This window comes from Methanomethylovorans hollandica DSM 15978, from assembly GCF_000328665.1.
Classification (GTDB): domain Archaea; phylum Halobacteriota; class Methanosarcinia; order Methanosarcinales; family Methanosarcinaceae; genus Methanomethylovorans; species Methanomethylovorans hollandica.
Genome location: NC_019977.1, coordinates 232,671 through 254,572 on the forward strand (window position 1 = coordinate 232,671; position 21,902 = coordinate 254,572).

The following is a 21,902-nucleotide window of genomic DNA, read 5'->3' on the forward strand; positions in this document are numbered from 1 at the left end:
CAACTTACATATATCTTTACTCTTATCTACCCCCTCATGACATCCAGATTCGAAATATTACATAAGGATGCTGCAGGGCGTATAGGTAAACTCACTACTGCCCATGGTGTAGTGGAAACTCCTACTGTTATGCCTGTTATCAATCCCAATATACAGACCATTAAGCCTTCAGAAATGCGAGATTTCGGGGCTCAAATGCTCATCACTAATTCTTATATCATCTACCGTAAGGAAGAGTTGCGTGAGAAAGCTCTTAAGGATGGCCTGCATTCCCTGCTGGACTTTGATGGTCCTATTATGACCGATTCGGGCTCCTTCCAATTATCAGTATATGGTGAGGTAGAAGTGAGCAACGAGCAAATTGTGGAGTTCCAGCAGAAGATTGGTTCGGATATAGGTGTTCCTCTGGATATTCCCACACCTCCTAATGTCACAAGAGAGCAAGCAGAATCTGAACTTGAGACTACTATCCAACGGCTCAAAGCAGCGAGAGATCTGGTTAAGGATGGCATGTTACTTGCAGGCCCAGTTCAAGGTTCAAGTTATCCGGATCTGCGTGAACAATGTGCGAGTACCCTCTCAAAAGTGGGCTTTGATGTATATCCATTTGGGGCGGTCGTACCTCTCATGGAAACATACCGCTATGCAGATCTGGTCGATGTCATCATTGCTGCCAAAAAAGGATTGGACCCTTCTGCACCGGTCCATCTATTTGGAGCGGGTCATCCAATGATGTTTGCTCTTGCAGTATCTCTTGGGTGTGATTTGTTCGATTCTGCAGCTTATGCTCTTTATGCTAAGGATAGGAGATACATCACTACTACAGGTACATATCATGTGGATAAGCTCCAATATCTTCCATGCTCCTGTCCTATATGCGTGTCTCGTACAGCTGAACAACTCAAAAAAGCATCTAATTGTCAGGACCTTCTAGCCCGGCATAACCTCTATGTAACGTTTGAAGAAATACGTCATATAAAGCAATCTATTAAAGAAGGCAACTTGCTGGAACTTGTTGAACAAAGATGCCGTGCGCATCCGAGATTGCTTTCAGCCTTGAAGCAGATGTATAGGTATTCTGATTGGCTTGAACAGCACGATCCTGCATCCAAATCCACATTTTTCTACTGTGGACCTGAGTCCTCTAAGCGTCCTGAAATTCTGAGGTTCTCCCGCAGGTTAGACCGTTTCTCGCTTAAAGGCAAAGCTTTGATCAGAGCTTCACCTACTCGCATCGACTCTGAATTTGATCATGTGCTCATATTCAGGCCACCATTTGGTGCATTTCCTCAGGAACTCTCTGAGATATATCCATTCAATACAGAATCTGTTCATAATCCTGATTATGAATCTCTTGAAGAGGCATATATGAATGTCCTCGAGCTTATTGGATTAAATCCTCATGTAGAATTCACATTCATGATCGCAGACCGGTTTGAGCATCCTCTTATCGAGAAATTGAAGCATTTAGCAACTATTATTTAATATCATTATTAAAAAAATATAAATAGTTTCGAAAATAGTTCTCATTGCGGTGATTTAATTGGTTTCAATCTCAGATTCAAAGACTACTCATCCGTTCATTGAATTGCTAAGACCGGAAATTGCAGATATGGACCTCGCCTTACCAGCAGCAAGTGCATTGCTGGCTTCTTATCTTGCAACAGGTTCTCTACCCCCTATTTTCTCATTTGTTATTGCAGTAATAGGAGGGTATGCAGCCATTACAAGCTCATATGTGTATAATGATTGCTGTGATGTAGACATTGATTCTATAAACCTTCCAAATAGGCCTCTTCCATCCAGAGAACTCAGTAAGCAAAAGGCTCTGAAATACGCTTTATTTCTTGGATTGATAGCATCAGCAGCTGCATTGATCCTCAATCCTGAATCATTTGTTGTGCTTATTGTAGCAGTACTAATCATTAGTATATATTCAAGTGTGGCCAAAAGGACCACTTTCTTAAGTTTCATTCCTGTAGGAATTGCTTATGGACTTGTACCCATTGGTGTATGGCTGGCATTTGATCCAGCAGGGGTACTTAAACAGCCCGACTACGGTGCCATTTTACCTCTTCCTGCCATTTTCCTGGGTCTCATGATGTGTTTCACTGATTGGGGATTTACGCTATCTGGTGTGGCAAGGGATGTAGAAGGAGACCGTTCACGTGGTGCACCCACCCTTCCTGTAACATTTGGTGTGCCTGTAACATCCATATTCGTGTTTATCATGTGGATCGTAGGGGTTTTTGCTTCCATTGCAATAGGCATCACTGCTCATCTTGGGCCAGTGTTTTTTATTGGTGCTATTCTTGCGGGTTTATGGATGTTGTCACAGTCTTTTGATTTCATCCAAAATCCAACTCCTCAAAGAGGTGGCCGCCTCTTCCTTCAGGGCTCACGTTACAGGGGCATCATGTTCGGGTCACTTATAGTTGATGTACTGCTACTGGTATTATCAACCACTTACGCTTCAATATTATGGTGGTAATTATTATGGATGCAGATATTATAGTAATTGGTGCCTCTCCGGCAGGTCTCATGGCTGCTCGTAATGCTGCCTTAAAGGGCACAAATGTTATTCTGATCGACAGGAAAGAGGCAATCGGCAATCCCACTCATCCTGCAAACACTTTCTTCAAAGGGATGTTCGACAAGACAGGTGAAACCGTTGACCAGAGCTATGTGATAAAGAATCTCAAAGGTGCACATATAGTGGCTCCTTCAGGTAGCGAGGTTGTTGTAGAAAGCCCGGCGTATTTCCTGGATCGCAGGAAGTTCGATGAATACTATGCACAGCAGGTGCTCAAAGCAGGTGTTGATATTCGCACGGGAACAGAAGCTCTAAATGCCATCCGCAATGAAGGCATATTTTCCCTAAGTACAAATAAAGGAATGCTGAAGTCTAAGATCATCATAGTCTCAGATGGTATAAATTCCAGAATAGCAGGGCTCTTGGGTATGAAACCCATCAAATATCCTGGGGATATAGCATGGTCTATGGAAGCCGAGATAGAGGCTCCAGGTATTGGAGAACCTGACATGTTCGAATATTATGTAGGAAACCATGCCCCAGGGTGGAAATCAACATATTCACCTTGTGGCGGTGATCGCGCAACTTTGGGAGTGTATGTGCGCAGGCATGGTAAGGATGTCTCATCTTTCTTTGATACGTGGGTGGAGCGTTTCAAGAAAATAAATGGCTTGGAAGAGCTATCCATTACCCATAGGTCAGTGGGGGGAGATCCTATAGCTGCCATTCCCGGAGATATAGTAGGTGAAGGAGTTATGATCACGGGAGGCTCTGCTGCCCAGTCAGGCATAGGATATGGGATGCATGCTGGGCAGATGTGTGGTGATGTGGCAGCAGATGCCATTGCAAAGAATGATGTTTCTGCCAGGTTCCTGTCAGAGTACAGAAAACGCTGGAACAAGGAGTACAGAAATGAGTATTATCTGGGTCGTATGGCACTTGAGACTCTGCGCAAGATGACAGACAAAGAAATAGATTCCATGATGCAGGTATTTGAGGGTGAGGATCTTTCTTTCATTCAAGGTGCCCCCTTAAATAAGGCAATACATGCAGCAATGTTCATGCTCAGGAAAAAGCCATCTTCATTGCTTGCCTACAGGGCAGCATTGAGAAGGAAGTGAACGTGGTTATGAGTAAGTATTATTTTTACAGGAATCCCCTTTTCAAGGTCTATGCAACGGTCCAGAATGGTCTTGTTAAGATGGATACAGAAGGCCTAGTATCTCCTTTTTTCAGCCCGATGGTAAAAGGCCTCATGCAGATGTTCGATGGTACGAAACCTTCTTTAGTGGAGGCTGATAGGCTCATTTATTCCACGTGGATGCCTCCAATACCCAGCAAACCCTTTGATAGGCTGGTATCCAGCCAGATGGGTAACATGAGGGGTAAATATATACCAGAGCAATTGACCATTTCCATTACGGAGGATTGTCCCAATAAATGCCTTCACTGTGCATTGCCTGATACAAAGAATCGTGCAAAGCTGGAGCCAAATGTTGTGAGGTCGATCATCGATCAGGCACAGGAGATAGGTACTACTTTAATTATATTTGACGGAGGAGAACCCTTACTTTATGTGGGTCTGGAAGAGCTGATATCTCATGTGGACCAGGAGCGTGCTATTCCCGGTCTGTTCACTTCAGGTGTGGGTTTTACTGCGGAACGTGCACAAAGCCTCAAAGAGGCTGGCCTATACACGCTTAGTGTGAGCCTGGACAGTCCACATGAAGAGGGTCATGACCTTATGCGTGGCCGTTCCGGTGTTTTCAGAGATGCCATGTCGGCAATACGCAATGGAGTAGAGGCTGGCCTGTTTGTGAATATCTATGTGGTCATCTCTCCGAGGAACATACATGAACTGGACGATTTCTATCAATTGGCTCGAGAAGCAGGTGTACACGAGATATCCTTCTTTGAGATCGTTCCTACTGGTAGATGGATTGACCATACTGATGAAGTGCTATCTGCTGAAGACCGTAAAAAATTCGATGATTTTGTATCCTCTGCCTCTATGAGCGATGGTCCTAGGATATTTCCGATTCCTCAAGTAGTAAGGAAAATGGGTTGTTTTGCCGGGCGCAAATGGCTGCATATAACCCCTGAAGGGAACATATGGCCCTGTTCCTGTCTGCCTTTAAGCTATGGGAATATACATAATGACAGCCTTAAATCAGTATGGAAAAAGATCACTAAAGATCCCTCCTTCACGGGTGGTAAATGCCTGATGCGCAATTCCGAATTCAGACATATCCATCTAGGGCTAAATGACTAAAAAACAAAATTAAAATTTAAGGGTGAAAACACCCTTATTAGTTTTTTATAACAGTCCAGATCTCTGAAGTGCCATGAGATTTTCTGTGGTGAGCTTTTCTCCAGCCTTGAACTTATCAAAGATATCTTCGGCATCTTTGCGCATGTCGGCCTTGGATATTTCTCTCCTGCCATCAGTTTCTCCCTTCTTGAGTTTGCGGACCTCTTTATCAATATCCCTTATCTCTTTCTGGGCAGCGATGAACTTCTTGTGCTTCTCATCTGCGCTTTCCTGGTATTTTACAAATTCCTTGTGAGCACCATCGGATTCTGCACGTATTTTGTCAGCTTCCTTAAAGGTGGCTATCATAAGGTCATGGTATTCTTGAGCCTTTTGTGCATACTCAGAAAGTAATGTATGCTCTTTTGAAGCCTCATCCCTTATATCCTGCGCCTTTGTGAGCAGTTCCTTTAGTTCCTGGTTGCCTTCAAGCTGCTGCTTTTTTGCATTGTATATCTTTCGCAGCTCTGTGATCTTGTTTACCAGTTCTCTTTCTTTGCTTGTGCTCAGAACCTCTGTCTGCTGGGCAAATTCCAAACGATCGATGTCTTTACGTATGTCTTTGATGGAGGGGCCTGCAAGGTTATTATCTCCGCGTATGGTGTCTATCTGAGCATAGATCTCGTTGGCCCTATTGTTGATCTCATCTCTAAGGTCCTTGTGCTCTTTAACCATCACATTGTTTTCATCACGAAGGTTCTTGTAGTTCTGGGCCTCGTTAATAAGATCCTTTGTCTTCTTGTTGAGCTCATTGCGCTTTGCGGCAAGCTTACTCGCCTCTGCATTGAGTTCGTTGCGCTGTGTCTTGTATTCCTCAGACAGTCTTTTCAGTTCTGTCTTCTTCTCGTTCAGTTCTTTCAACATTTCTTGTTAATCCTCCCTCTCCGGCATTGAAGCCGGCATTTCATGCATTTCTAATGCACGATACACACCGCTGATCCAGATCGAATGATTCGATAACTGGAATCACAGCTTTGAGGTTCTTCTCTATTATCACAACATGTGCATGTTGTCGTAATACGGGCTTAGAATTGAATGCTATAGCATATCTTGCTCTTTTGAAGATACCTATATCATTTGCTCCGTCACCTACAACTACGCAATCTTCAGGTGCGATCCCGTGCTGAGCTGCAATTTCTTCAAGCACCAGTTCCTTTGAGTTCTGTGCAGTAAGTGATCCTTTCACTTCTCCGGTAAAGATACCATCTTTAATAATTAGTTCGTTGGATACTACATGGTCTATCCCAAGCAGTTCCCCCACTCTTTCCGAAGCTAGTGTGAATCCGCCAGATATCATCGCAGTACTATATCCAATGGATTTCACAAAACTGATCAGTTCTTTAGCGCCAGGCATCAGAGGCATCTTCTCCAGAGCTGTTCTCGCTTCTCCTAAGCTTAATCCTTTTAGAAGTCTTACTCTTTCGGTAAGTGCCTGAGAGAAATCTAGCTCCCCTTTCATTGCCCTTTCAGTAATTGCTGATACCTCTTGGCCAACTCCCGCCACTTTAGCAAGCTCATCGATAGTTTCAGCATCTATCAACGTACTGTCCATATCAAAAACTATCAGTTTCTTACTACTATTACTTTTCTCAGAAAGATCACTTATATAACTCACTTGATCGACCTAGGATTTAAGATTGTAAATGGGCTTATGGAACGGGTTGTTGTGAAATAAGTGACATTGCTTTTAACCTTTTCGGATAGATTTCTGTAAGCTGCGGTAAACTCCTAATCTCCCTTCTTAAAGGCATTTTGCTTTCCAAAAGTAATATATGCTACACAGCACTATTGCTGTACTGTGATTTTACATGGCCAAGATTGGAATCATTAAACTAGGTAACTTAGGTATGAGCCAGGTAGTAGACCTGGTCCAGGATGAGATCGCAGCGAGAGAAGGTATTACTGTTCGTGTATTCGGTACAGGTCCCAAGATGGGAAAAGATGAAGCAGCTGCTACAGCTGATCTCAAGAAAATGGAAGCAGATTTCTATGTAATGATAAGCCCCAACTCCAGTGCCCCAGGTCCAACTGCGGCGCGTGAACTTTACAAAGACGTTCCATGCATTATCATTTCAGATGGACCTACCAAGAAAGAGGACCGTGAGGCTCTTCAACAGGCAGGTTTCGGTTACATCATCATGACCGTTGATCCGCTCATTGGTGCAAAGACAGAGTTCCTTGACCCCGTGGAAATGGCATCTTTCAATTCCGATGCAATGAAAGTCCTTTCAACATGCGGTGTTGTAAGGCTCATTCAGGAAGAACTGGACAAGGTCGCAGCACTGGTCGATGCAGGTGAACCTATCCAGTTGCCTCATATTCTTGCAAAGCCAGAGGTATGTATCGAAAGAGCTCACTTCAACAACCCTTATGCAAAGGCAAAAGGTCTTGCAGCACTCCACATGGCTGACATGGTCGCAAAGATCAACTTCCCAGCATGCTTCATGATGAAGGAGCTTGAACAGGTAGCTCTTACAACTGCAGCTGGTCACGAAATGATGAGGGCAGCAGCACAGCTTGCCATAGAGGCACGTGAAATAGAGAAAGCTAACGACAGTGTCTTCAGACAGCCCCACTCCAAGAAGGGAGGCAAGCAGTTCCAGAAGACAAAGCTGTATGAAAAGCCCCAGTGAAGTACCATAGGTACTTCCTTTTCTTATTCAAACAGATCTTATGAAACTTATACTCGCTTTTTTAGCTTCGATCATCATTTTCGTAGTCTTTGTTGCTATCACAGCATTTTTTCTCAAGTCTGCACTAGACCTTCATAAAAAAACCATGGGTTCAGTGGCATCTCACAATGCAAGCAATCGGGATGATCTAAAGTCAGAAGATTATGAAATAGAAGAAGAAAGCCAGTAAAGATATTCTGGCTTATTGCCTCACTCTTGGCATGGCAATGATCTCTCTTATCTGAGCGTTGAAGAATCTTTGTGAATGTGTGGGCTTCATAACAACAGCTACATCTGCACCGTGGCCTGTGCCTGCAATAGCAATAATCTCTGTTTCAGGGGTCACAGGGATCTTACCGGAGTCAGCTGCCATCATTGTTATTTCCACAACCACTTTGAATCCCTGGCCGAACAATGACCTCAAAGTGTTCGATATCACGTCTATTCTGCTTGTTCCTCCAAATTTGTTAGATATAGCTCTCTCTATGCCTGAAAACAGGTGGGACTGCGTAACAACTTCTACTCCCATATCATGTAATTCCTTTAAAGTATCATTTTCCATTTCCCATTTTCCATCTTCTTTGACCCCATACTGATAGCTCACACAAACTATCTTCAGCATTTTTCCTTTTGCAGCTTTTGCCATTTCCAGTGCTGTATACCCAGTGGTGCTTGACACTACTATCTGCCTGATCCCCAGCTCTTCAGCCCTTTTGATAGCAGCATCAATAACCAGCTGTGTATTCTCCTTGCCTGTACTTTCAAGGTATAATATTGTTTTTTCCATGTTACCCTTCCTTAATTTTTATGAACGATGCTCTTATCTATCATGATCAGTATAAAATATCAGCGATTAAACAAGTCTTAGATAGAAACAGGTGATCTTTTGGCAGAAACAGATTACGATGACAAGAGCGTGAAAATAGTAACCAAACCCATCAGATCAGAGAACCCAGTGCTTATAGAGGGTTTTCCGGGAATAGGTCTAGTGGGGAATATCGCAAGCCAGCAGATCATAGATGAACTCAAGATGGCCTATGTGGGGTCAATCGATTCAAGACATTTCCCTCCGATAGCTGTGCTTTACGAAGGTCTCATTAATATGCCTGTCAGGATATACGAAAGCGAGGGGCGCAATCTTGTGATGGTCGTTTCAGATATACCCATTAATCCGGTAGTATCGTATGATATCAGCAGAGCATTACTGGACTGGGCCAAGGGGATCAACGTAAAGGAAATAGTTTCCATCGCAGGCATAGCTACAATGTCCGAAGAGCGCAAAGTGTTCGGTGCTGCTACAACACCTGAAATGCTTGAACGGATCAAGGATAAAGTGGAAGTATTCCAGATGGGCACTATTTCAGGTATATCAGGAAGCATTATGGCAGAGTGTCTGGTCAGGGAAATACCAGCCATAAGTCTTTTGGGAGCCACTCAGAGCCAGAACCCAGATCCCCGGGCAGCAGCAGTGGTGATAGATGTCTTAAATCTGCTCTACGATTTCTCAGTGAATACAGAAAGCCTGATCGAACAGGCGGAAAAGATAGAGATTGAGATGCAGAGGCTTGCGGAGGATGTAAAATCGACCGAGCAGCAGTCTACGCCGAGGAAAGAGTTCCCCATGTATGGGTGATAACATGGAGTACATTGCACTAACCGGTATGTCCGAGCGCGTGATTTCCGAACTACGGAATCACCATCCTCTTACGATTGAAGTACGTAGTCCGAACAATTTCTTCGCAGCTTACAAAGCCAAGATAGGTGACTTCATATTCGTCACTCATGTAAGTCCAGACGATCTTCGTGGGGGAGCTATGGGTATCGTAGCAAAAGTGCTTAAGCACCAAGTTATGACTCACAGAATGGTCCAAAGCAATGATCTCTATTATGAGGAACGCGAAATGACCATGTTGCGTATACAGCTTGAACCCAGATTTATAGCAAGGGTGCGTCGTGTTACTTGCAATCAGATGTGTAAAGCTGCTAAAGTAGATGCTGAGGAAATGCCCTTCTTTGATGCAAGGTAAAGTAAGTTGTATTTTGGGGCATTCTCTTAAGCCTTTTTTCTATTTTCGGATTCCTAGTTTTCTCTTGAATTAAAGAGTCAACAGGCAGGATCATTCGATCTCTGCCCTTACAGTTGTGAAAACCGGTCCACGAATATCTATCTTCTTGTTATTGCTGGTTATATATCGCTGAGCCAGGGGCTTGATCCTAATATTGATTTCAGAAGGCACTTTCACTATCCTCACTCTGGTTTCTACCTGTTTTTCGCCATTCTTTGCAGCTTCTTCGATTTCCCACGCTGATTGGGCGGCAAAAGCATCTATGAATCTTATGCCTGTCCTTGCGGAATCATTTTCAAACGCCTCTTCCCATTTCTTATTGTTGGGCAGTCCCAGAATATCGCTCTTAAATGTCAGCACTTCATTGAAAGCTGCCGGACCACAGAGTTTAGTGTTCTCTTCGGGTTCCACAACTGATACTTTCACTTTCCTGCCATACACAGTACCTTCCCATGCAGTGAACTCGCAGGGACTGGGTTCGGAACCATGTAATTCACATTGTTTTACTATAGCAGCAAGTATCTCTTCTCCTTCAGAAGTAACAGGTGTTTTTTCCACATAGATCATCTTTGCAAGTTCACTATCCTGCATGTTCCATGGAGAATACTGTGGTATCTGCGGATATGTCAGAGAACGCACATCCATGGCACCATACAGGATCATGGCAAGTCTTTCCACTCCCAGACCTAGGTTCATTACAGGACATGGTATCTCATACTCTGCAAGGGCTGTAGGCGAATATATTCCAAAAGTAGCAATCTCGACCCAGCCATCCGAATATTTTGTCTTTGAACCCACCAGCTTTGGGTGATATGCAAATACCTCTATCTGCGTATCAGGTACATAGTACTTACTTCTCTTTTCATCTGGTCTGAACCTGAACTTTTCAAAGCCGAATTGTGCCAGAAGACCTTGTGCAACCGCTTTTCCATGGTCTACCGTAACATTCTCATCCATGATGACACATGAAGCTGAATAATATGTCATGAGGCGTGCAGCATCTTCAGCCTGTTCTCTTCTGAAACAACGATCTATGGAGAAGAAGTTAAAAGGAGGTTCAGCACGTTCCAGCATTCCTGAAAGGCTTATGAACCATCCGGAGGTCATGTGGCTGCGCAATGTCTTTCGGCCACATACAGGTGCCAGTTCCTTGAACTCAGGGAATACCTGGTCTATCATCTCTACTATAAGTGAGTCAGAAACGCCCAGCTCCATTGACATTTCGGGTACAAGGTCATCCCCTTCTATATCCCCTTTCTTATAGGAATGAAGTATCCTCCTTATCTTTTCAATGCCTTCTTCGCCAATATCCCCGATCATTCCTTTGATCATGGCTATCCGTTCATCGGATATTCCTACATTAGGTCTGGGCAGTCCTCCTAAATAGAAACATCTGTCAAGGACTGCAAGTGCTTCATGTCCGAACTGTTTGTGCACTTCTTTTTCATCGACTATAAGAGGATTCATCATCTCATGGAAACCCATTCGCAAATATGCTTCTCTTAGGCGGGATATGGTCTCATATACGGGATGCACTTTACCATAGTTTAATTCCATGTGTGGATATCCCTGGTTGATGTTTGCTCTTTTCACATATTCTCTGCCGTTGTTCCATGCGGCATCAAAATCTTCTTTAGCGGCTGTTTTGATCTCTTCAGGGTTGAATCTCATAGTGATGTCCTCTAAGATGATGGTTAATTCAGTGCGATATTATTTATTTCTTTATTTGCGGGATAATAATTGAATCTCAAGCGCTTGCATAGCTATTTCAAGCTTTTCTTGCCTGGCCGCTGCTGTGAGTTCACCTCTTGAGATCTCCAGCAGCAGACGTAGTCTATCTGTCTTTGCCCGAAGTCCATGTGTCATGGCATCCGGGTAATCAAATAACATCAGGCCTATGTATAATTCTTCCATTATATTCAGGTACCTTTCTCCCTCGCCCAACATTCCCCGGCGTATCAGATCAAGTATATGTCTTTTTATTTCTCCTCCGCCATCTCCCAATCCGTTAAGATATGCTACAGGCTCCACTTTCAATTCTCCAGGTCCCGGGATCTTTTTTCCAGAAACAAGTGCATATATGATGCTACATTCTGTAAATTCCTGTTGGGCATGTTCAACAAAACCTGCATAGTATATGTCCTGCTGATCTTTAAGGACTGATATCATGTTTTCCATGTTATCTTTTGCAGTCTGGATATTGGAATATGCCAGTTCAAGTTCCATTTTGTGGACGTGTTGCATGGCCACTCTGCAATTACGTACAACTTCTCTTGACAGCTTTATGCCCTGCTCCCTTGCTTTGTCTTTTTCTTCCAGATCTATTCTAATCTGTTCTATGATACTTTTTATCATGGTCCCTTCTTTCGGTTCAAGATCCCATTATTCATTTGTTATAATTGCAACTAACAGGGCAATATTTGCATAACTATATTTTCTTAAAGGCTCCGATCTTCCGAAGCCTATACATAAATTTAGAAATGTATTTAAGAGGATGTACTCCTGAAAGGGTAACATCCATGTCCCTTTAGAAGGAAATATCAATCATCTACAGGAATTGTTTCGAGCTGACTTGCAACATTCCATATCAGGGTACGGGTGTGTAATGGGATGTTTGGGTCATTGCTAATATCTTCTAATATAGAAATGCTTGCTGTGGTCCTCATGAACAGAGGATCTTCCTCATTTTTCAGTGTGGTCAGCACATCACTTGCAGAACGTCTTATATTCCTTGGAACAGAACTATCATTTGCGATATGCTCTAATATCTGTATACACTGGTTTATAACATCTTTAAAATCATTTGCCATACAAATCACCTTCAGATGACTTATCACTAAAATAAGATAATCAAATTACAACTAAACTATTATATGGTATAAAAAGACTTTCATTGGTAATGTATCAATGACGTAACGGAGAAATAAATGAGTCAAAAAGATGATGAATCAATAAACAAGATCTCACGGATGCTTGAGATCGGTGGTACAATGCTGGCACAGCACTGTGCAGACTGCGGAGCTCCATTGTTCAGGTATAAAGGCAATGTGATCTGTCCGGTATGTGATACAGGACCAAAACCTTCTGGTCAGGTGCAGGAGAAAACCATAGAAAAAAAGACGGTTCTTTCTTCTGAGCTTTCTTCCAATGCAGAGGATAAACAGCAAGTTGCTTCCTCAGTAAGCTCGCTAAATGCAGTCCCTTCTCCAAGTGATCTGCCCGGAGCAATTAAGAAGGCTGCTTCTATGGCTTCGGAAATTCCAGTCCGATCCAAATCTGTTTCTGGGAGCTCTTTACAGGAACTGGAAGTGATCCTGGTGGAAAAAACTGTTATGCTTGCACATTCTATGCAGCAGGAACAGGACCCACGTAAGATCAAGGAGTTCTTGGAACTTATTGAACAAAGCCTGGATATAATAGACAGATTAAAGAACTAATATTAAAAAAGAGGATAAAGATAAGTCTTTATCTTATCATTTATACTCTGCTGATACTACTTCCCTTATCCTGGCAGCTGTCTTAGGTCCAATGTTTTGTACCTTTATCAACTCTTCATATTGTGCATTCATCACATTCTCCACGCTTCCGAAATGCTTAAGAAGGCTTTTTGCCGCTTTCGGCCCGATATCGTTTATAGCAGAGACTATGTATTCCTGCTGCTCTGATAACATTTTAGAGGCCTTTTTCCCATGGATCTTAATTTCCCTCTGTTTTTCAGATTGTTCCCTTTTTGCAAGGGTTTGGATTAGCATAGCACTATCTTCAGCATCCCTTGTGTAGAATATAGATACTCCAAAGTCTATTCCTATGGAGGCCAGAGTTCCATGTATCGACCTGGGGTTTATCTGGCGTGCTGAGAACAACCCTTCACCCTCTATTAACAGTACGGGCTTTTGATAGGAGCGTGAGATATTGGAGATCTGTTCGAACAAAGTGTTGTTCAGGAGGGAATTGACAAAATCCTCTGTGCTCTTTCTTTCAATAGCTATCCTTTCGCTGATCACATAATCTCCTACTTCCAGGGTCTTCACATCGACATCCACACCAAGCTTTTCAAGCTCTCTGGCAACCTGGCTGCGCACTTCCCGGTGATCTATAACGACCCTTATGCCCTCATTTTCAAATTCAGATAATTTTTTCTGGTCTTTTTCTACCTGTGGTTGAACATATTGTTCCAAAGTGGTGGCATTTGCAGACATGTTTTCCTGCAACTCTTTCATATTGCTCTGCATCCGGCGTTCCTTAGACAGGCTGCTCCAGTAATAACCTTCGTCCCTGGTACCTTTGGTAACAAGTACCACGACCCTGCCTGCATGTTTTCTTGCTGTTCTTCCCTTACGCTGTATGCTCCTTATTTCGGAAGGAATTGGTTCATAAAAGACAACAAGGTCGGTCGATGGTATGTCCAACCCTTCCTCTGCCACAGAAGTGGCCACCAGTACATTATATGTGCCTTTTTTGAAGTCCTCGATTATATGGACCTGTTGTTTTTGAGTAAGACCTTTATCTTTGTATTTCGAGCTTTGTCCTACAAACCTTACAGGATAAATGTCTTCCATTGATCCCAGGGAAGCTGTGACCATATCTGCAGTATCTCTATAGTTCGTGAAAACAATTACTCTTGACTCCGGTCTCCCGGCTATCTGTCTGGATACGATGTTCCTCACCTGATCAAGTTTTGGATGTTCTATATCAGTATCCTTTATCCGATGAATGGCCTGCCGCATATATAGGTCCTCAGCCAGTCTTTTTGCAGCCTTGCTCCCGCTTTTTGAATATGCTTCGTGTTCCAGTCTCTCCATGTACTTACGCAAGGATTCCATCCCCTGCGTCTCTATGATCTCTACGGCATGGCCCACCTTCATTATTTCGGCAACTATAGATATTGCGGCATAGACTGACGAATCAGGTGCCCCTCTTAACTCACCTTGAAGTTTTTTCTGCATACCCAACAGGTCTTTCTTAGTGACGAACTTAGGATTGTGTACAGGGAACCCAAGCTCTGTAAGTTTTTTGAACCTCTCCTCCATTACCTTTTCAAGCAATCCTTTGATCTCAGACATATCTTTCGGAAGATCGATCTTTATCCATTCTATCTCCTTCTTGTGGATATATGGCTTCACATCGCTATCAGATTCTGTTTTAACGGCAACTGATCCGATATGCAGGGCTTCGCATACCTCGCTTATTTTCTCGTCAGTGCTTCCGGGACTTGCCGTTATCCCAATGCAATGAGGATTACTTGCATTTTCAAAATATTTTTCTGCTATGTATGTGTAAGCATAGTTACCTACTGCTCTATGTGCTTCATCGAATGTTATGTGGCAGACATCGCCAAGACTGATGCGTTTTGTAATTATGTCGTTCTCGATGACCTGGGGCGTGGAAACGATCAGTTTGGCATCTTTCCAGAGATCTGCTCTTTTTTGAGGGGTCACACTTCCGGTAAAAGTAATGATGTGCTCTTCAGGCATGTTCATTACCTTCTTGAAAAAAGCTGCGTGTTGCTCCACAAGAGGTTTAGTAGGAGAAAGCACAAGGGCTTTACCCCCCAATTTTTCCATCCTGGCCGCAATGACAAGTAAAGATACTATGGTTTTCCCAAGGCCGGTTGGTAGCACTATCAATGTGGGTGAGTAAAGGGCCCTGCCTGCAAGGTCAAGCTGGTATAACCTTTGCTCAACCATATCTGGTTGTATAAGGGGGTGTTTGATGTAGTTTATCATGTCACATTCTTTTTGTTGAGTGTAACACTATACGCCCCCTATATTTTTAAACATGTGCAAGCACAGTGAAAGTATTACAAAGGCTTTCCTGCAGTTTCTAACTTTCTTTCTCTGTAGATCATCTCGTAAAGCACATCGTCGATCGTATCAACCGAAGCTCTGACCTGCTGCATGCTATCTCTGTCCCTTATTGTCACTGTATTATCTTCCAGTGTGTCATAGTCGATAGTGACACAATAGGGGGTTCCTATCTCATCATTACGCCTATAGCGGCGACCAATGGTCCCGGAATCGTCATATGCGACCAGAATACCTTTGTCTCTGAGTCTGGCAGCGATCTGCTTTGCAGGTTCTATGAGTTCCTCCTTTGTCATTAAAGGTAGCACTGCCACTTTTATAGGAGCTATTTCTTTCATGAACCTCATAACGATCCTTGCCTCATCTTCGGTATCATCTGTAGTATCTTTGGCAGGGACTATTTCTTCATCATAAGCATGTTCCATCACTGAATAAAGTATCCTGTCAATACCAAATGAAGGCTCTATCACATGTGGAACTATATTCTCTCCGCTGACCTTGATAGTTTCTTGAGCGAACTCAACCATGTCTCTGGGTATTGTGATTTCTTCTCCGTCCACTAAGACTTTTATCTCTTCTTTTTCGAGTGCTTCCTGTGCAAGGGCTTTAAGGGCTTCAGCAACAACCTTTGCCTTGCCTTTGAACATAGGTCCCATTTTTCCCATATTTGGTTTGACCACGAACTTTTCCATCATGCGCGGCTGTTCATACTCAATGTAGACAGAAAGCTCCGTTTTACTCATGTTCGCATGGGCTGAAAGATCGTAATCAGTCCTGTCAGCAATGCCTACTACTTCCACCCAGCCAAACCTTTCTGTAAGTATTTCTGCATCCCAGCAGTCGATGGCATAGTGAGCCATCTCATCTTTCCTGTGTTGTCTGAATCTCAATTTGTCCGGGGCGATGCCAACACGCTGCAGGAAATAGTTGACCAGTGCCACTTGATAGGCTAGGAACTCATGTGCAATGCTGCCCTTGTCTACAGCTTCCCTTACGGTCATGATCTCAGATTCGCCTTTGTCCTGAGAGGCATCAGAATATAGGTTAAGGACCGTATTTTCAAATCTTTGTATGTTGGGATGGGTCTTTGTCCTTGGGTCGATAAATATCTCAGCTTCAGCCTGCGTGAACTCCCGCAGTCTTATAACTCCCTGTCTTGGTGATATTTCGTTACGATATGATTTTCCTATCTGGGTTGCACCGAAGGGAAGTTTATCACGGTAATATCTTGCAAGTCTCATGAAATCTACAAACATCCCCTGAGCAGTTTCAGGTCTGAGATAACCCTTCCTGCCATTTCCAGGGCCTATCTGGGTCTTAAACATGAGGTTGAAGTCATAGGCATTCCCCAGATCTCCTCCGCATTCAGGACATTTAACATTGTTCTGTGCGATGGTTCTGTCCAGTTCTTCATCTGTGAGGCCATCTGCTTCTTCAACTATGTGCTTTATCAGATGGTCTGCTCTGAACGCTTCTCCACATTGCTTGCACTCGCAAAGGGGGTCTGAAAAACCTCCAACATGACCCGATGCTACAAAGATCTCTTCAATTCCTACGGTAGGACACTCGATCTCCATGAACCCTTCCTGGATGACGTATAGTTCACGCCAGATATGTTCTATCCTACGTTTTAAGGTGCTTCCCAGAGGTCCATAATCATAGAATCCGGCAGTTCCTCCGTATAGCTCGAAGGAGTTCCACAGGAATCCACGGCGTTTAGCCAGTTCTATAACCTGTTCGTATCTATCCATAATGATCCTCGAAAATGATTTATTAATATGAATGTTATTCTATGATAGAACATCGATATTCCCATTGGATTTAACATTATCGAGGTTTTCAGGATTGCTTCCCTTCTTCAAATGTGTTCATAAAATGTAAATAAAATGCCATAATGCTTATATGCGTGACCATATATACAAAGAACTAAGCAAGGCCGAAAGAAGCATTTTCATATCGTACCACCACCAATCATTTCAATGAGTCTTTTAAAAATCGATGGCCTTGCTTTACTCCTCTTATTATACTCCTTTTCAAATTGTCTACTCCATCAAATACATATTCAGAATCTTTATACTGTGCATCTATGCATAAGACCCCCTAGTTTCCACTGGAAAAGAGTATTAACTCAACGTTATCAATATATTGTAAAAAAGTAAAAGTGAAATTGTTTTTATTCTCCCAGTACTTCCTCTACTGTCATGCCTTCATGAACAATTTTGGATATATGGGATACAAGTTTTACAGGATCTTCTGACTGGAATACATTTCTTCCAATGGCAACTCCACTGCCTCCTGCCTGCAGGGAATCATATATCATTTGAAGCAACTGTCTCTCTGTGTCCATTTGAGGCCCTCCAGCTATGACAACAGGTACAGGACATCCTTCCACCACTTCTTTGAATGTTTCTATATCTCCAGTATAATTAGTCTTGACAATATCGGCACCCAGTTCAGCTCCTATACGTGCAGCATGCTTCACGAACTTTACATCATGTTCAGAAGTGACTTTTGGTCCTCTTGGATACATCATGGCAATGAGCGGTATTCCCCATTCATCGCATGCTTTCGCCACAAAACCAAGATCCTTCAGCATCTGGGCTTCATCGTCCGCACCTACGTTTATATGCACTGAAACAGCATCTGCACCAATCTTTATTGCTTCTTCTACAGTGGTTACCAATACTTTATGGTTCGGGTCAGGTCCAAGGGATGTAGAGGCAGAAAGGTGAATTATAAGTCCTACATCTCTTCCGTAACCTCTGTGTCCATATCTGGGTAGTCCCATATGCCCAAGTACTGCATTAGCTCCACCTTCCGCAACTTTGTTCACAGTGGTAGGGAGGTCTATAATGCCTTTGATCGGTCCTGCACCCACACCATGGTCCAAGGGTATGATTATAGTCTTCCCGGTGTTACGGTTGAAGATCCTTTCCATCCTTACGGATTTACCAATCTCGCTCATAAATTGCTATAACTGATTGAACATACATATTCTTTACGTCGCAATTATGTGCTCAGATGTTCTCATGCTGGTATTGGCCTTTATATCCTTCTTCCACTTCTGCATGCAGTTTATAGAACAGCAGTTGTATGATACGTGCATTCTTGCGCAGGTTGAAACCTTCTGGGTTTTGCACCACTAGCATGGATTCACTTCTTCCTCTGTAGCCGGAGTCCCATACCGCAGTACCTATATTCACTCCACATCTGAGCATTGTAGACCGTGGTCTTGCTATAGCAGCCAGGTCATTGGGTATGTTCAAGATCTCATTGAATACCACTTTGTAAGTTCCGGGCGGAAGAAAAATCCAGCCATCATCATCGAATTCCAGAGGTTTGCTCAAGGGGATTTTCCTGCCGGAATTATCGAAATCAATGGCTCCTGCCCCTTCCATTACTTCAACACGTTGTAATGTCATCTCCACACTATTGGGCTGGAGCTGCATCTCCATATCTATCATGTTCTCCATTAGTGGCAATAGCAGTGGTTTTGCAAGTATTCTCTCTCTTAGTTCTTTCCTGGATAGAAGGGTCATGAAGCACAATTAGTGTATTAGGTTATTAGAATACCGATTTAACTTGAATATGGAAGTGCTCTATTATAATGTACGGACATGAGGCAGGATGCCTGCAATAAGGTCAGTTCACCGCTGACCTTTGCAGGTGCTACATTTGTTTCACAGAATTTAAATAGTACTTAATTAAAGTCTTACTATTTATTTCACAATAATAAGCTCAAGCTTTTAAAACGCATCTAATACACTTTATGATGTTTTTAAGAGATAGTGTGTGAAAACAATGATAACGAGGTAACAAAATGTGGGGGCGATAGATTTGAAAATTAAAGTTGTTTTAATAACAACGCTGATGGTGTTATTATTTACAAATCTTGCATGTGCAAGTTTTATTGCAATATACGATAACTCACAAGTCGGAACTTGGGTAGTTGAAACAGTTGGTTCGTCAGCCGGAGCTGAAGTTATCGGTTTCGGCTGGTCAGGTGCTGAACCAATTGTTGGTGACTGGGATGGCGATGGATCTAAAGAAGTAGGGGTTTATAACCGTGCAGGTAATAATTTTTTAATTCGTTATCCAGATAGTTCATACGAGGTCATTGGTCTTGGCTGGTCAGGTGTAACGCCTGTTGTTGGAGATTTTGACGGTGACGGGAATGAAGACGTTGGAGTTTATGACAATAAAGGAACATGGGCATTCGATATAACCACATGTGTTCGTATTGTGGGTTTTGGTTGGTCAGGTGTTGAGCCTGTGGTAGGTGACTGGAATGGTGATGGCGCTGATGAAGTAGGTATCTATAACCGCCCGGGTAATAATTTCCTTGTACCTCAGGGTAACAATTTCCGGGTCATAGGTCTTGGCTGGCCAGGTGTCATACCGATCGTAGGTAACTGGGATTCTAACCCCAACGATGAGGTTGGTGTCTATGATCCACAAACCAGTGCATTTGCATTGGAAGGGCAAAATCCATTTGTATTTGGCAAACCCGGTTCTCAGCCGATCATAGGTGATGTAGATTCTGATGGCATTACAGAAATTGGTGTATGTAATCCAGATGGTACCATTGTCTATAATAGTGCTGAACAATATAGTATTGAAGTACAGAAGTGGAGAGGTTCGACATTAATAGGAGCTTAATTCCTATTAAGATTTTTATAAAAATATCTTCCTTCTGTTAAATCCTTTTTTAAAAATAAAGCGCTTGAATCAAGAGTTGAGTCCTTAGAAAAACAGCTCAAGCTCTTACAAAAATCAGCATCAGGAAACTCAGAATCTTTAAGTGGGCCCGGGGAGGTTCGAACTCCCGACCTCCGCCGTGTGAAGGCGACGTCATGACCAGCTAGACCACAGGCCCTTTGAGCAGGATAGAATAGTATTCCTTCTCTATAAGCCTATCGCTGCAACGTTAGATCACATTTTATGGGCACGTATCTGTAGGTGAAAAATCCTGTCAGTATGGCCCGGCTATTATCGTGAAAAGTACCAGGTTATTGGGTATCACTGCATACACACCTACAGCTATCAATGTGCAGGTAGCCACAGCTACAGGGATCATAAGTGAGTGTTTTCTGATCTGTTGCTCTCTTTGGTCTGTCATCAGTCTACATTCTTTTATTAATATATAAAAGCCGATTAACTATACGTACTTTATCAATATACTTATACGTAATGCCTACTCAAATGCAGTTTCAGGACAGTCCAAGAGCCATGTAGGCAACTGCAATATATCTTAGAAGCTTTCCAAAGAACACAAAAACAGAGAAGGTCTTAAAATCAAACTTCATAATGCCACCCATAGCTGTGATGGCATCGCCTATTAACGGCACCCAGGTGAAGAGCAGGGAATACACACCATACTTAGTGAACCATTTCTCGGCATTTTTCAGACGCTGCTGCGGGATCGACAGGTATTTTTCAATAAGGTCTTTGCGCCCAACCAGGCCGATGTAATATGTGGTGCATGCACCGCAATAGTTACCCACGGATGCGACCATGACCGCCAATACGGGATCAAATCCTTTATTTATAAGTAACAAAAGCAGCGCTTCGGAGCCGAATGGCAATACTGTGGAAGCCAGAAAACTTGCCACGAAAAGGCCTGCATATCCGTAAACAGCAAGATCTAGAACTCCGGTCATTGCATCCAATTGGACCATTTAGCATAAAAATCAGGCGCATCTCTGCAATTCTCACAGGGCACACAAATATTAATGGATGTAAGTGTAAAGAATACCAGTTCTCATATCCATCTCAAGTTAAGTTTACAGTTGATAATGTTCAAAAAGGCTTAAGTCAGCATAGGTGCAATCTGTTCCCATGCTTGCTTCTGAAATTATATCGCGTTTGAGGAACATATATACTCCGGGTTTTTTCGATCGGATCGATGATCCTTTCTATGTGCTGATCTCCACAGTGCTGTCACAGCGCACTAGGGATGATGTTACCATTCCCACCACAGAGAAACTGTTCAGGGTTTATGGTTCCCCGGCGGCTATGGCAGCAGCTGATCCTGAGGACCTCGAAAAACTGATAAAAGATGTGGGGTTCTATAGGGTCAAGTCCGGGCGTATCATAGAGATATCGAGGATACTGCTTCAGGAATATGAGGGTAAAGTGCCGGATAATATCAATGATCTTCTTAAACTGCCGGGAGTGGGTAGAAAAACCGCTAACTGCGTGCTCACGTACGCCTTTCGAAAGGATGCTATTGCAGTGGATACTCATGTGCACAGGATCTCCAATCGGCTTTGTTTGGTTACAACAAACGCTCCTGAGGAAACAGAGGTTGAACTTGAACGCGTGGTTCCCAGAGAACTGTGGCAGTACGTCAATGAACTGCTGGTGAGGTTCGGCCAGGATGTATGCCGGCCGATTTCTCCGAAATGTGATATTTGTGTGCTGGAAGACCTGTGTCCGTCCAGAATGATGCGGGTTATAAAATGAAACCAAATGCTACTGGTGAATTCTGCCAATATCTTTTAACTTTCCTGGACA

23 protein-coding genes and 1 tRNA gene are annotated in these 21,902 nt (G+C 43.1%); 11 read left to right on the forward strand and 13 right to left on the reverse strand.

The annotated features are described in order from the left end of the window. Window positions 1-36: 36 nt before the first annotated feature. From tgtA to METHO_RS01190, 4 genes are read left to right on the forward strand one after another with little or no spacing between them, the layout of a single operon-like run. A complete protein-coding gene (gene tgtA, locus METHO_RS01175; RefSeq protein ID WP_015323684.1) occupies window positions 37-1,485 on the forward strand; it encodes a tRNA guanosine(15) transglycosylase TgtA in 1,449 nt (482 codons plus the stop codon). 58 nt (window positions 1,486-1,543) lie between these two features. Beyond that, window positions 1,544-2,491 (forward strand): UbiA prenyltransferase family protein, encoded by a 948-nt coding sequence (locus tag METHO_RS01180; protein WP_015323685.1) that lies wholly within the window; start codon window positions 1,544-1,546, stop codon window positions 2,489-2,491. 5 nt (window positions 2,492-2,496) lie between these two features. After that, window positions 2,497-3,654: an NAD(P)/FAD-dependent oxidoreductase gene (locus METHO_RS01185; protein ID WP_015323686.1), complete on the forward strand. Its 1,158-nt coding sequence runs from the start codon at window positions 2,497-2,499 to the stop codon at window positions 3,652-3,654. Between the two features lie 8 nt (window positions 3,655-3,662). Further along, window positions 3,663-4,805, forward strand: a complete 1,143-nt coding sequence (locus tag METHO_RS01190; protein ID WP_015323687.1) for a radical SAM/SPASM domain-containing protein — start codon at window positions 3,663-3,665, stop codon at window positions 4,803-4,805. Between the two features lie 45 nt (window positions 4,806-4,850). Here the strand turns inward: METHO_RS01190 and METHO_RS01195 are convergent, their stop codons facing one another. After that, window positions 4,851-5,708: a coiled-coil protein gene (locus METHO_RS01195; protein ID WP_015323688.1), complete on the reverse strand. Its 858-nt coding sequence runs from the start codon at window positions 5,706-5,708 to the stop codon at window positions 4,851-4,853. A gap of 40 nt (window positions 5,709-5,748) precedes the next feature. Then, on the reverse strand, window positions 5,749-6,459 hold the full coding sequence (serB, locus tag METHO_RS01200; RefSeq protein ID WP_015323689.1) for a phosphoserine phosphatase SerB: 711 nt from the start codon (window positions 6,457-6,459) through the stop codon (window positions 5,749-5,751). 193 nt (window positions 6,460-6,652) lie between these two features. Here serB and METHO_RS01205 point away from each other — a divergent pair, with 193 nt between their 5' ends. Both METHO_RS01205 and METHO_RS01210 read left to right on the forward strand, forming a co-directional pair. Then, the gene (locus METHO_RS01205; RefSeq protein WP_015323690.1) at window positions 6,653-7,477 is read left to right on the forward strand and encodes a F420-dependent methylenetetrahydromethanopterin dehydrogenase; all 825 of its coding nucleotides are present in this window, start codon (window positions 6,653-6,655) and stop codon (window positions 7,475-7,477) included. A gap of 40 nt (window positions 7,478-7,517) precedes the next feature. Continuing rightward, window positions 7,518-7,706: a hypothetical protein gene (locus METHO_RS01210; RefSeq protein ID WP_015323691.1), complete on the forward strand. Its 189-nt coding sequence runs from the start codon at window positions 7,518-7,520 to the stop codon at window positions 7,704-7,706. Window positions 7,707-7,718: 12 nt separating this feature from the next. Here the strand turns inward: METHO_RS01210 and METHO_RS01215 are convergent, their stop codons facing one another. Continuing rightward, entirely contained in the window at window positions 7,719-8,303 is a 585-nt protein-coding gene (locus tag METHO_RS01215) for a pyruvate kinase alpha/beta domain-containing protein (RefSeq protein ID WP_015323692.1), read from the reverse strand. Between the two features lie 99 nt (window positions 8,304-8,402). Here METHO_RS01215 and METHO_RS01220 point away from each other — a divergent pair, with 99 nt between their 5' ends. Then, window positions 8,403-9,149 (forward strand): proteasome assembly chaperone family protein, encoded by a 747-nt coding sequence (locus METHO_RS01220; RefSeq protein WP_015323693.1) that lies wholly within the window; start codon window positions 8,403-8,405, stop codon window positions 9,147-9,149. Between the two features lie 4 nt (window positions 9,150-9,153). After that, window positions 9,154-9,543 carry a DUF473 domain-containing protein gene (locus METHO_RS01225; protein ID WP_245546310.1) on the forward strand — a complete coding sequence of 130 codons (390 nt, stop codon included), beginning with the start codon at window positions 9,154-9,156 and terminating at the stop codon, window positions 9,541-9,543. A gap of 90 nt (window positions 9,544-9,633) precedes the next feature. On the opposite strand, the gene sepS is transcribed toward METHO_RS01225, so the two are convergent. The 3 genes from sepS to METHO_RS01240 form a co-directional block, all read right to left on the reverse strand. Continuing rightward, complete coding sequence (gene sepS, locus METHO_RS01230; protein WP_015323695.1) at window positions 9,634-11,253, reverse strand: O-phosphoserine--tRNA ligase; 1,620 nt, start codon at window positions 11,251-11,253, stop codon at window positions 9,634-9,636. Between the two features lie 51 nt (window positions 11,254-11,304). Beyond that, the gene (locus METHO_RS01235) at window positions 11,305-11,937 is read right to left on the reverse strand and encodes an RNA-binding protein (protein WP_015323696.1); all 633 of its coding nucleotides are present in this window, start codon (window positions 11,935-11,937) and stop codon (window positions 11,305-11,307) included. A gap of 185 nt (window positions 11,938-12,122) precedes the next feature. Next, window positions 12,123-12,392 (reverse strand): UPF0147 family protein, encoded by a 270-nt coding sequence (locus tag METHO_RS01240; protein WP_015323697.1) that lies wholly within the window; start codon window positions 12,390-12,392, stop codon window positions 12,123-12,125. Window positions 12,393-12,509: 117 nt separating this feature from the next. Between METHO_RS01240 and METHO_RS01245 the strand changes: the two genes are divergently transcribed. Continuing rightward, complete coding sequence (locus tag METHO_RS01245; RefSeq protein ID WP_015323698.1) at window positions 12,510-13,019, forward strand: Sjogren's syndrome/scleroderma autoantigen 1 family protein; 510 nt, start codon at window positions 12,510-12,512, stop codon at window positions 13,017-13,019. Between the two features lie 36 nt (window positions 13,020-13,055). Here METHO_RS01245 and METHO_RS01250 read toward each other — a convergent pair whose 3' ends face one another. The 4 genes from METHO_RS01250 to METHO_RS01265 form a co-directional block, all read right to left on the reverse strand. Next, complete coding sequence (locus METHO_RS01250) at window positions 13,056-15,308, reverse strand: DEAD/DEAH box helicase (RefSeq protein ID WP_015323699.1); 2,253 nt, start codon at window positions 15,306-15,308, stop codon at window positions 13,056-13,058. 74 nt (window positions 15,309-15,382) lie between these two features. Next, window positions 15,383-17,137, reverse strand: coding sequence for a glycine--tRNA ligase (gene glyS / locus METHO_RS01255; protein ID WP_015323700.1), 1,755 nt, complete (start codon window positions 17,135-17,137; stop codon window positions 15,383-15,385). 422 nt (window positions 17,138-17,559) lie between these two features. After that, window positions 17,560-18,351: a 2-amino-3,7-dideoxy-D-threo-hept-6-ulosonate synthase gene (locus METHO_RS01260; protein ID WP_015323701.1), complete on the reverse strand. Its 792-nt coding sequence runs from the start codon at window positions 18,349-18,351 to the stop codon at window positions 17,560-17,562. Window positions 18,352-18,403: 52 nt separating this feature from the next. Beyond that, entirely contained in the window at window positions 18,404-18,925 is a 522-nt protein-coding gene (locus tag METHO_RS01265; RefSeq protein WP_015323702.1) for a deoxyuridine 5'-triphosphate nucleotidohydrolase, read from the reverse strand. A gap of 298 nt (window positions 18,926-19,223) precedes the next feature. Between METHO_RS01265 and METHO_RS01270 the strand changes: the two genes are divergently transcribed. Continuing rightward, a complete protein-coding gene (locus METHO_RS01270) occupies window positions 19,224-20,045 on the forward strand; it encodes an FG-GAP repeat domain-containing protein (RefSeq protein ID WP_156810992.1) in 822 nt (273 codons plus the stop codon). A 143-nt stretch (window positions 20,046-20,188) separates the two neighbouring features. Here METHO_RS01270 and METHO_RS01275 read toward each other — a convergent pair. The 3 genes from METHO_RS01275 to METHO_RS01280 all read right to left on the reverse strand — a co-directional run bounded on the left by METHO_RS01275 (window position 20,189) and on the right by METHO_RS01280 (window position 21,046). Next, window positions 20,189-20,262, reverse strand: a tRNA-Val gene (locus tag METHO_RS01275). A gap of 96 nt (window positions 20,263-20,358) precedes the next feature. After that, complete coding sequence (locus METHO_RS13500; RefSeq protein ID WP_015323704.1) at window positions 20,359-20,505, reverse strand: hypothetical protein; 147 nt, start codon at window positions 20,503-20,505, stop codon at window positions 20,359-20,361. 91 nt (window positions 20,506-20,596) lie between these two features. Further along, window positions 20,597-21,046 (reverse strand): YqaA family protein, encoded by a 450-nt coding sequence (locus METHO_RS01280; RefSeq protein ID WP_245546312.1) that lies wholly within the window; start codon window positions 21,044-21,046, stop codon window positions 20,597-20,599. Window positions 21,047-21,224: 178 nt separating this feature from the next. Between METHO_RS01280 and METHO_RS01285 the strand changes: the two genes are divergently transcribed. Further along, a complete protein-coding gene (locus METHO_RS01285; protein WP_015323706.1) occupies window positions 21,225-21,851 on the forward strand; it encodes an endonuclease III domain-containing protein in 627 nt (208 codons plus the stop codon). The last annotated feature ends 51 nt before the right edge of the window (window positions 21,852-21,902 follow it).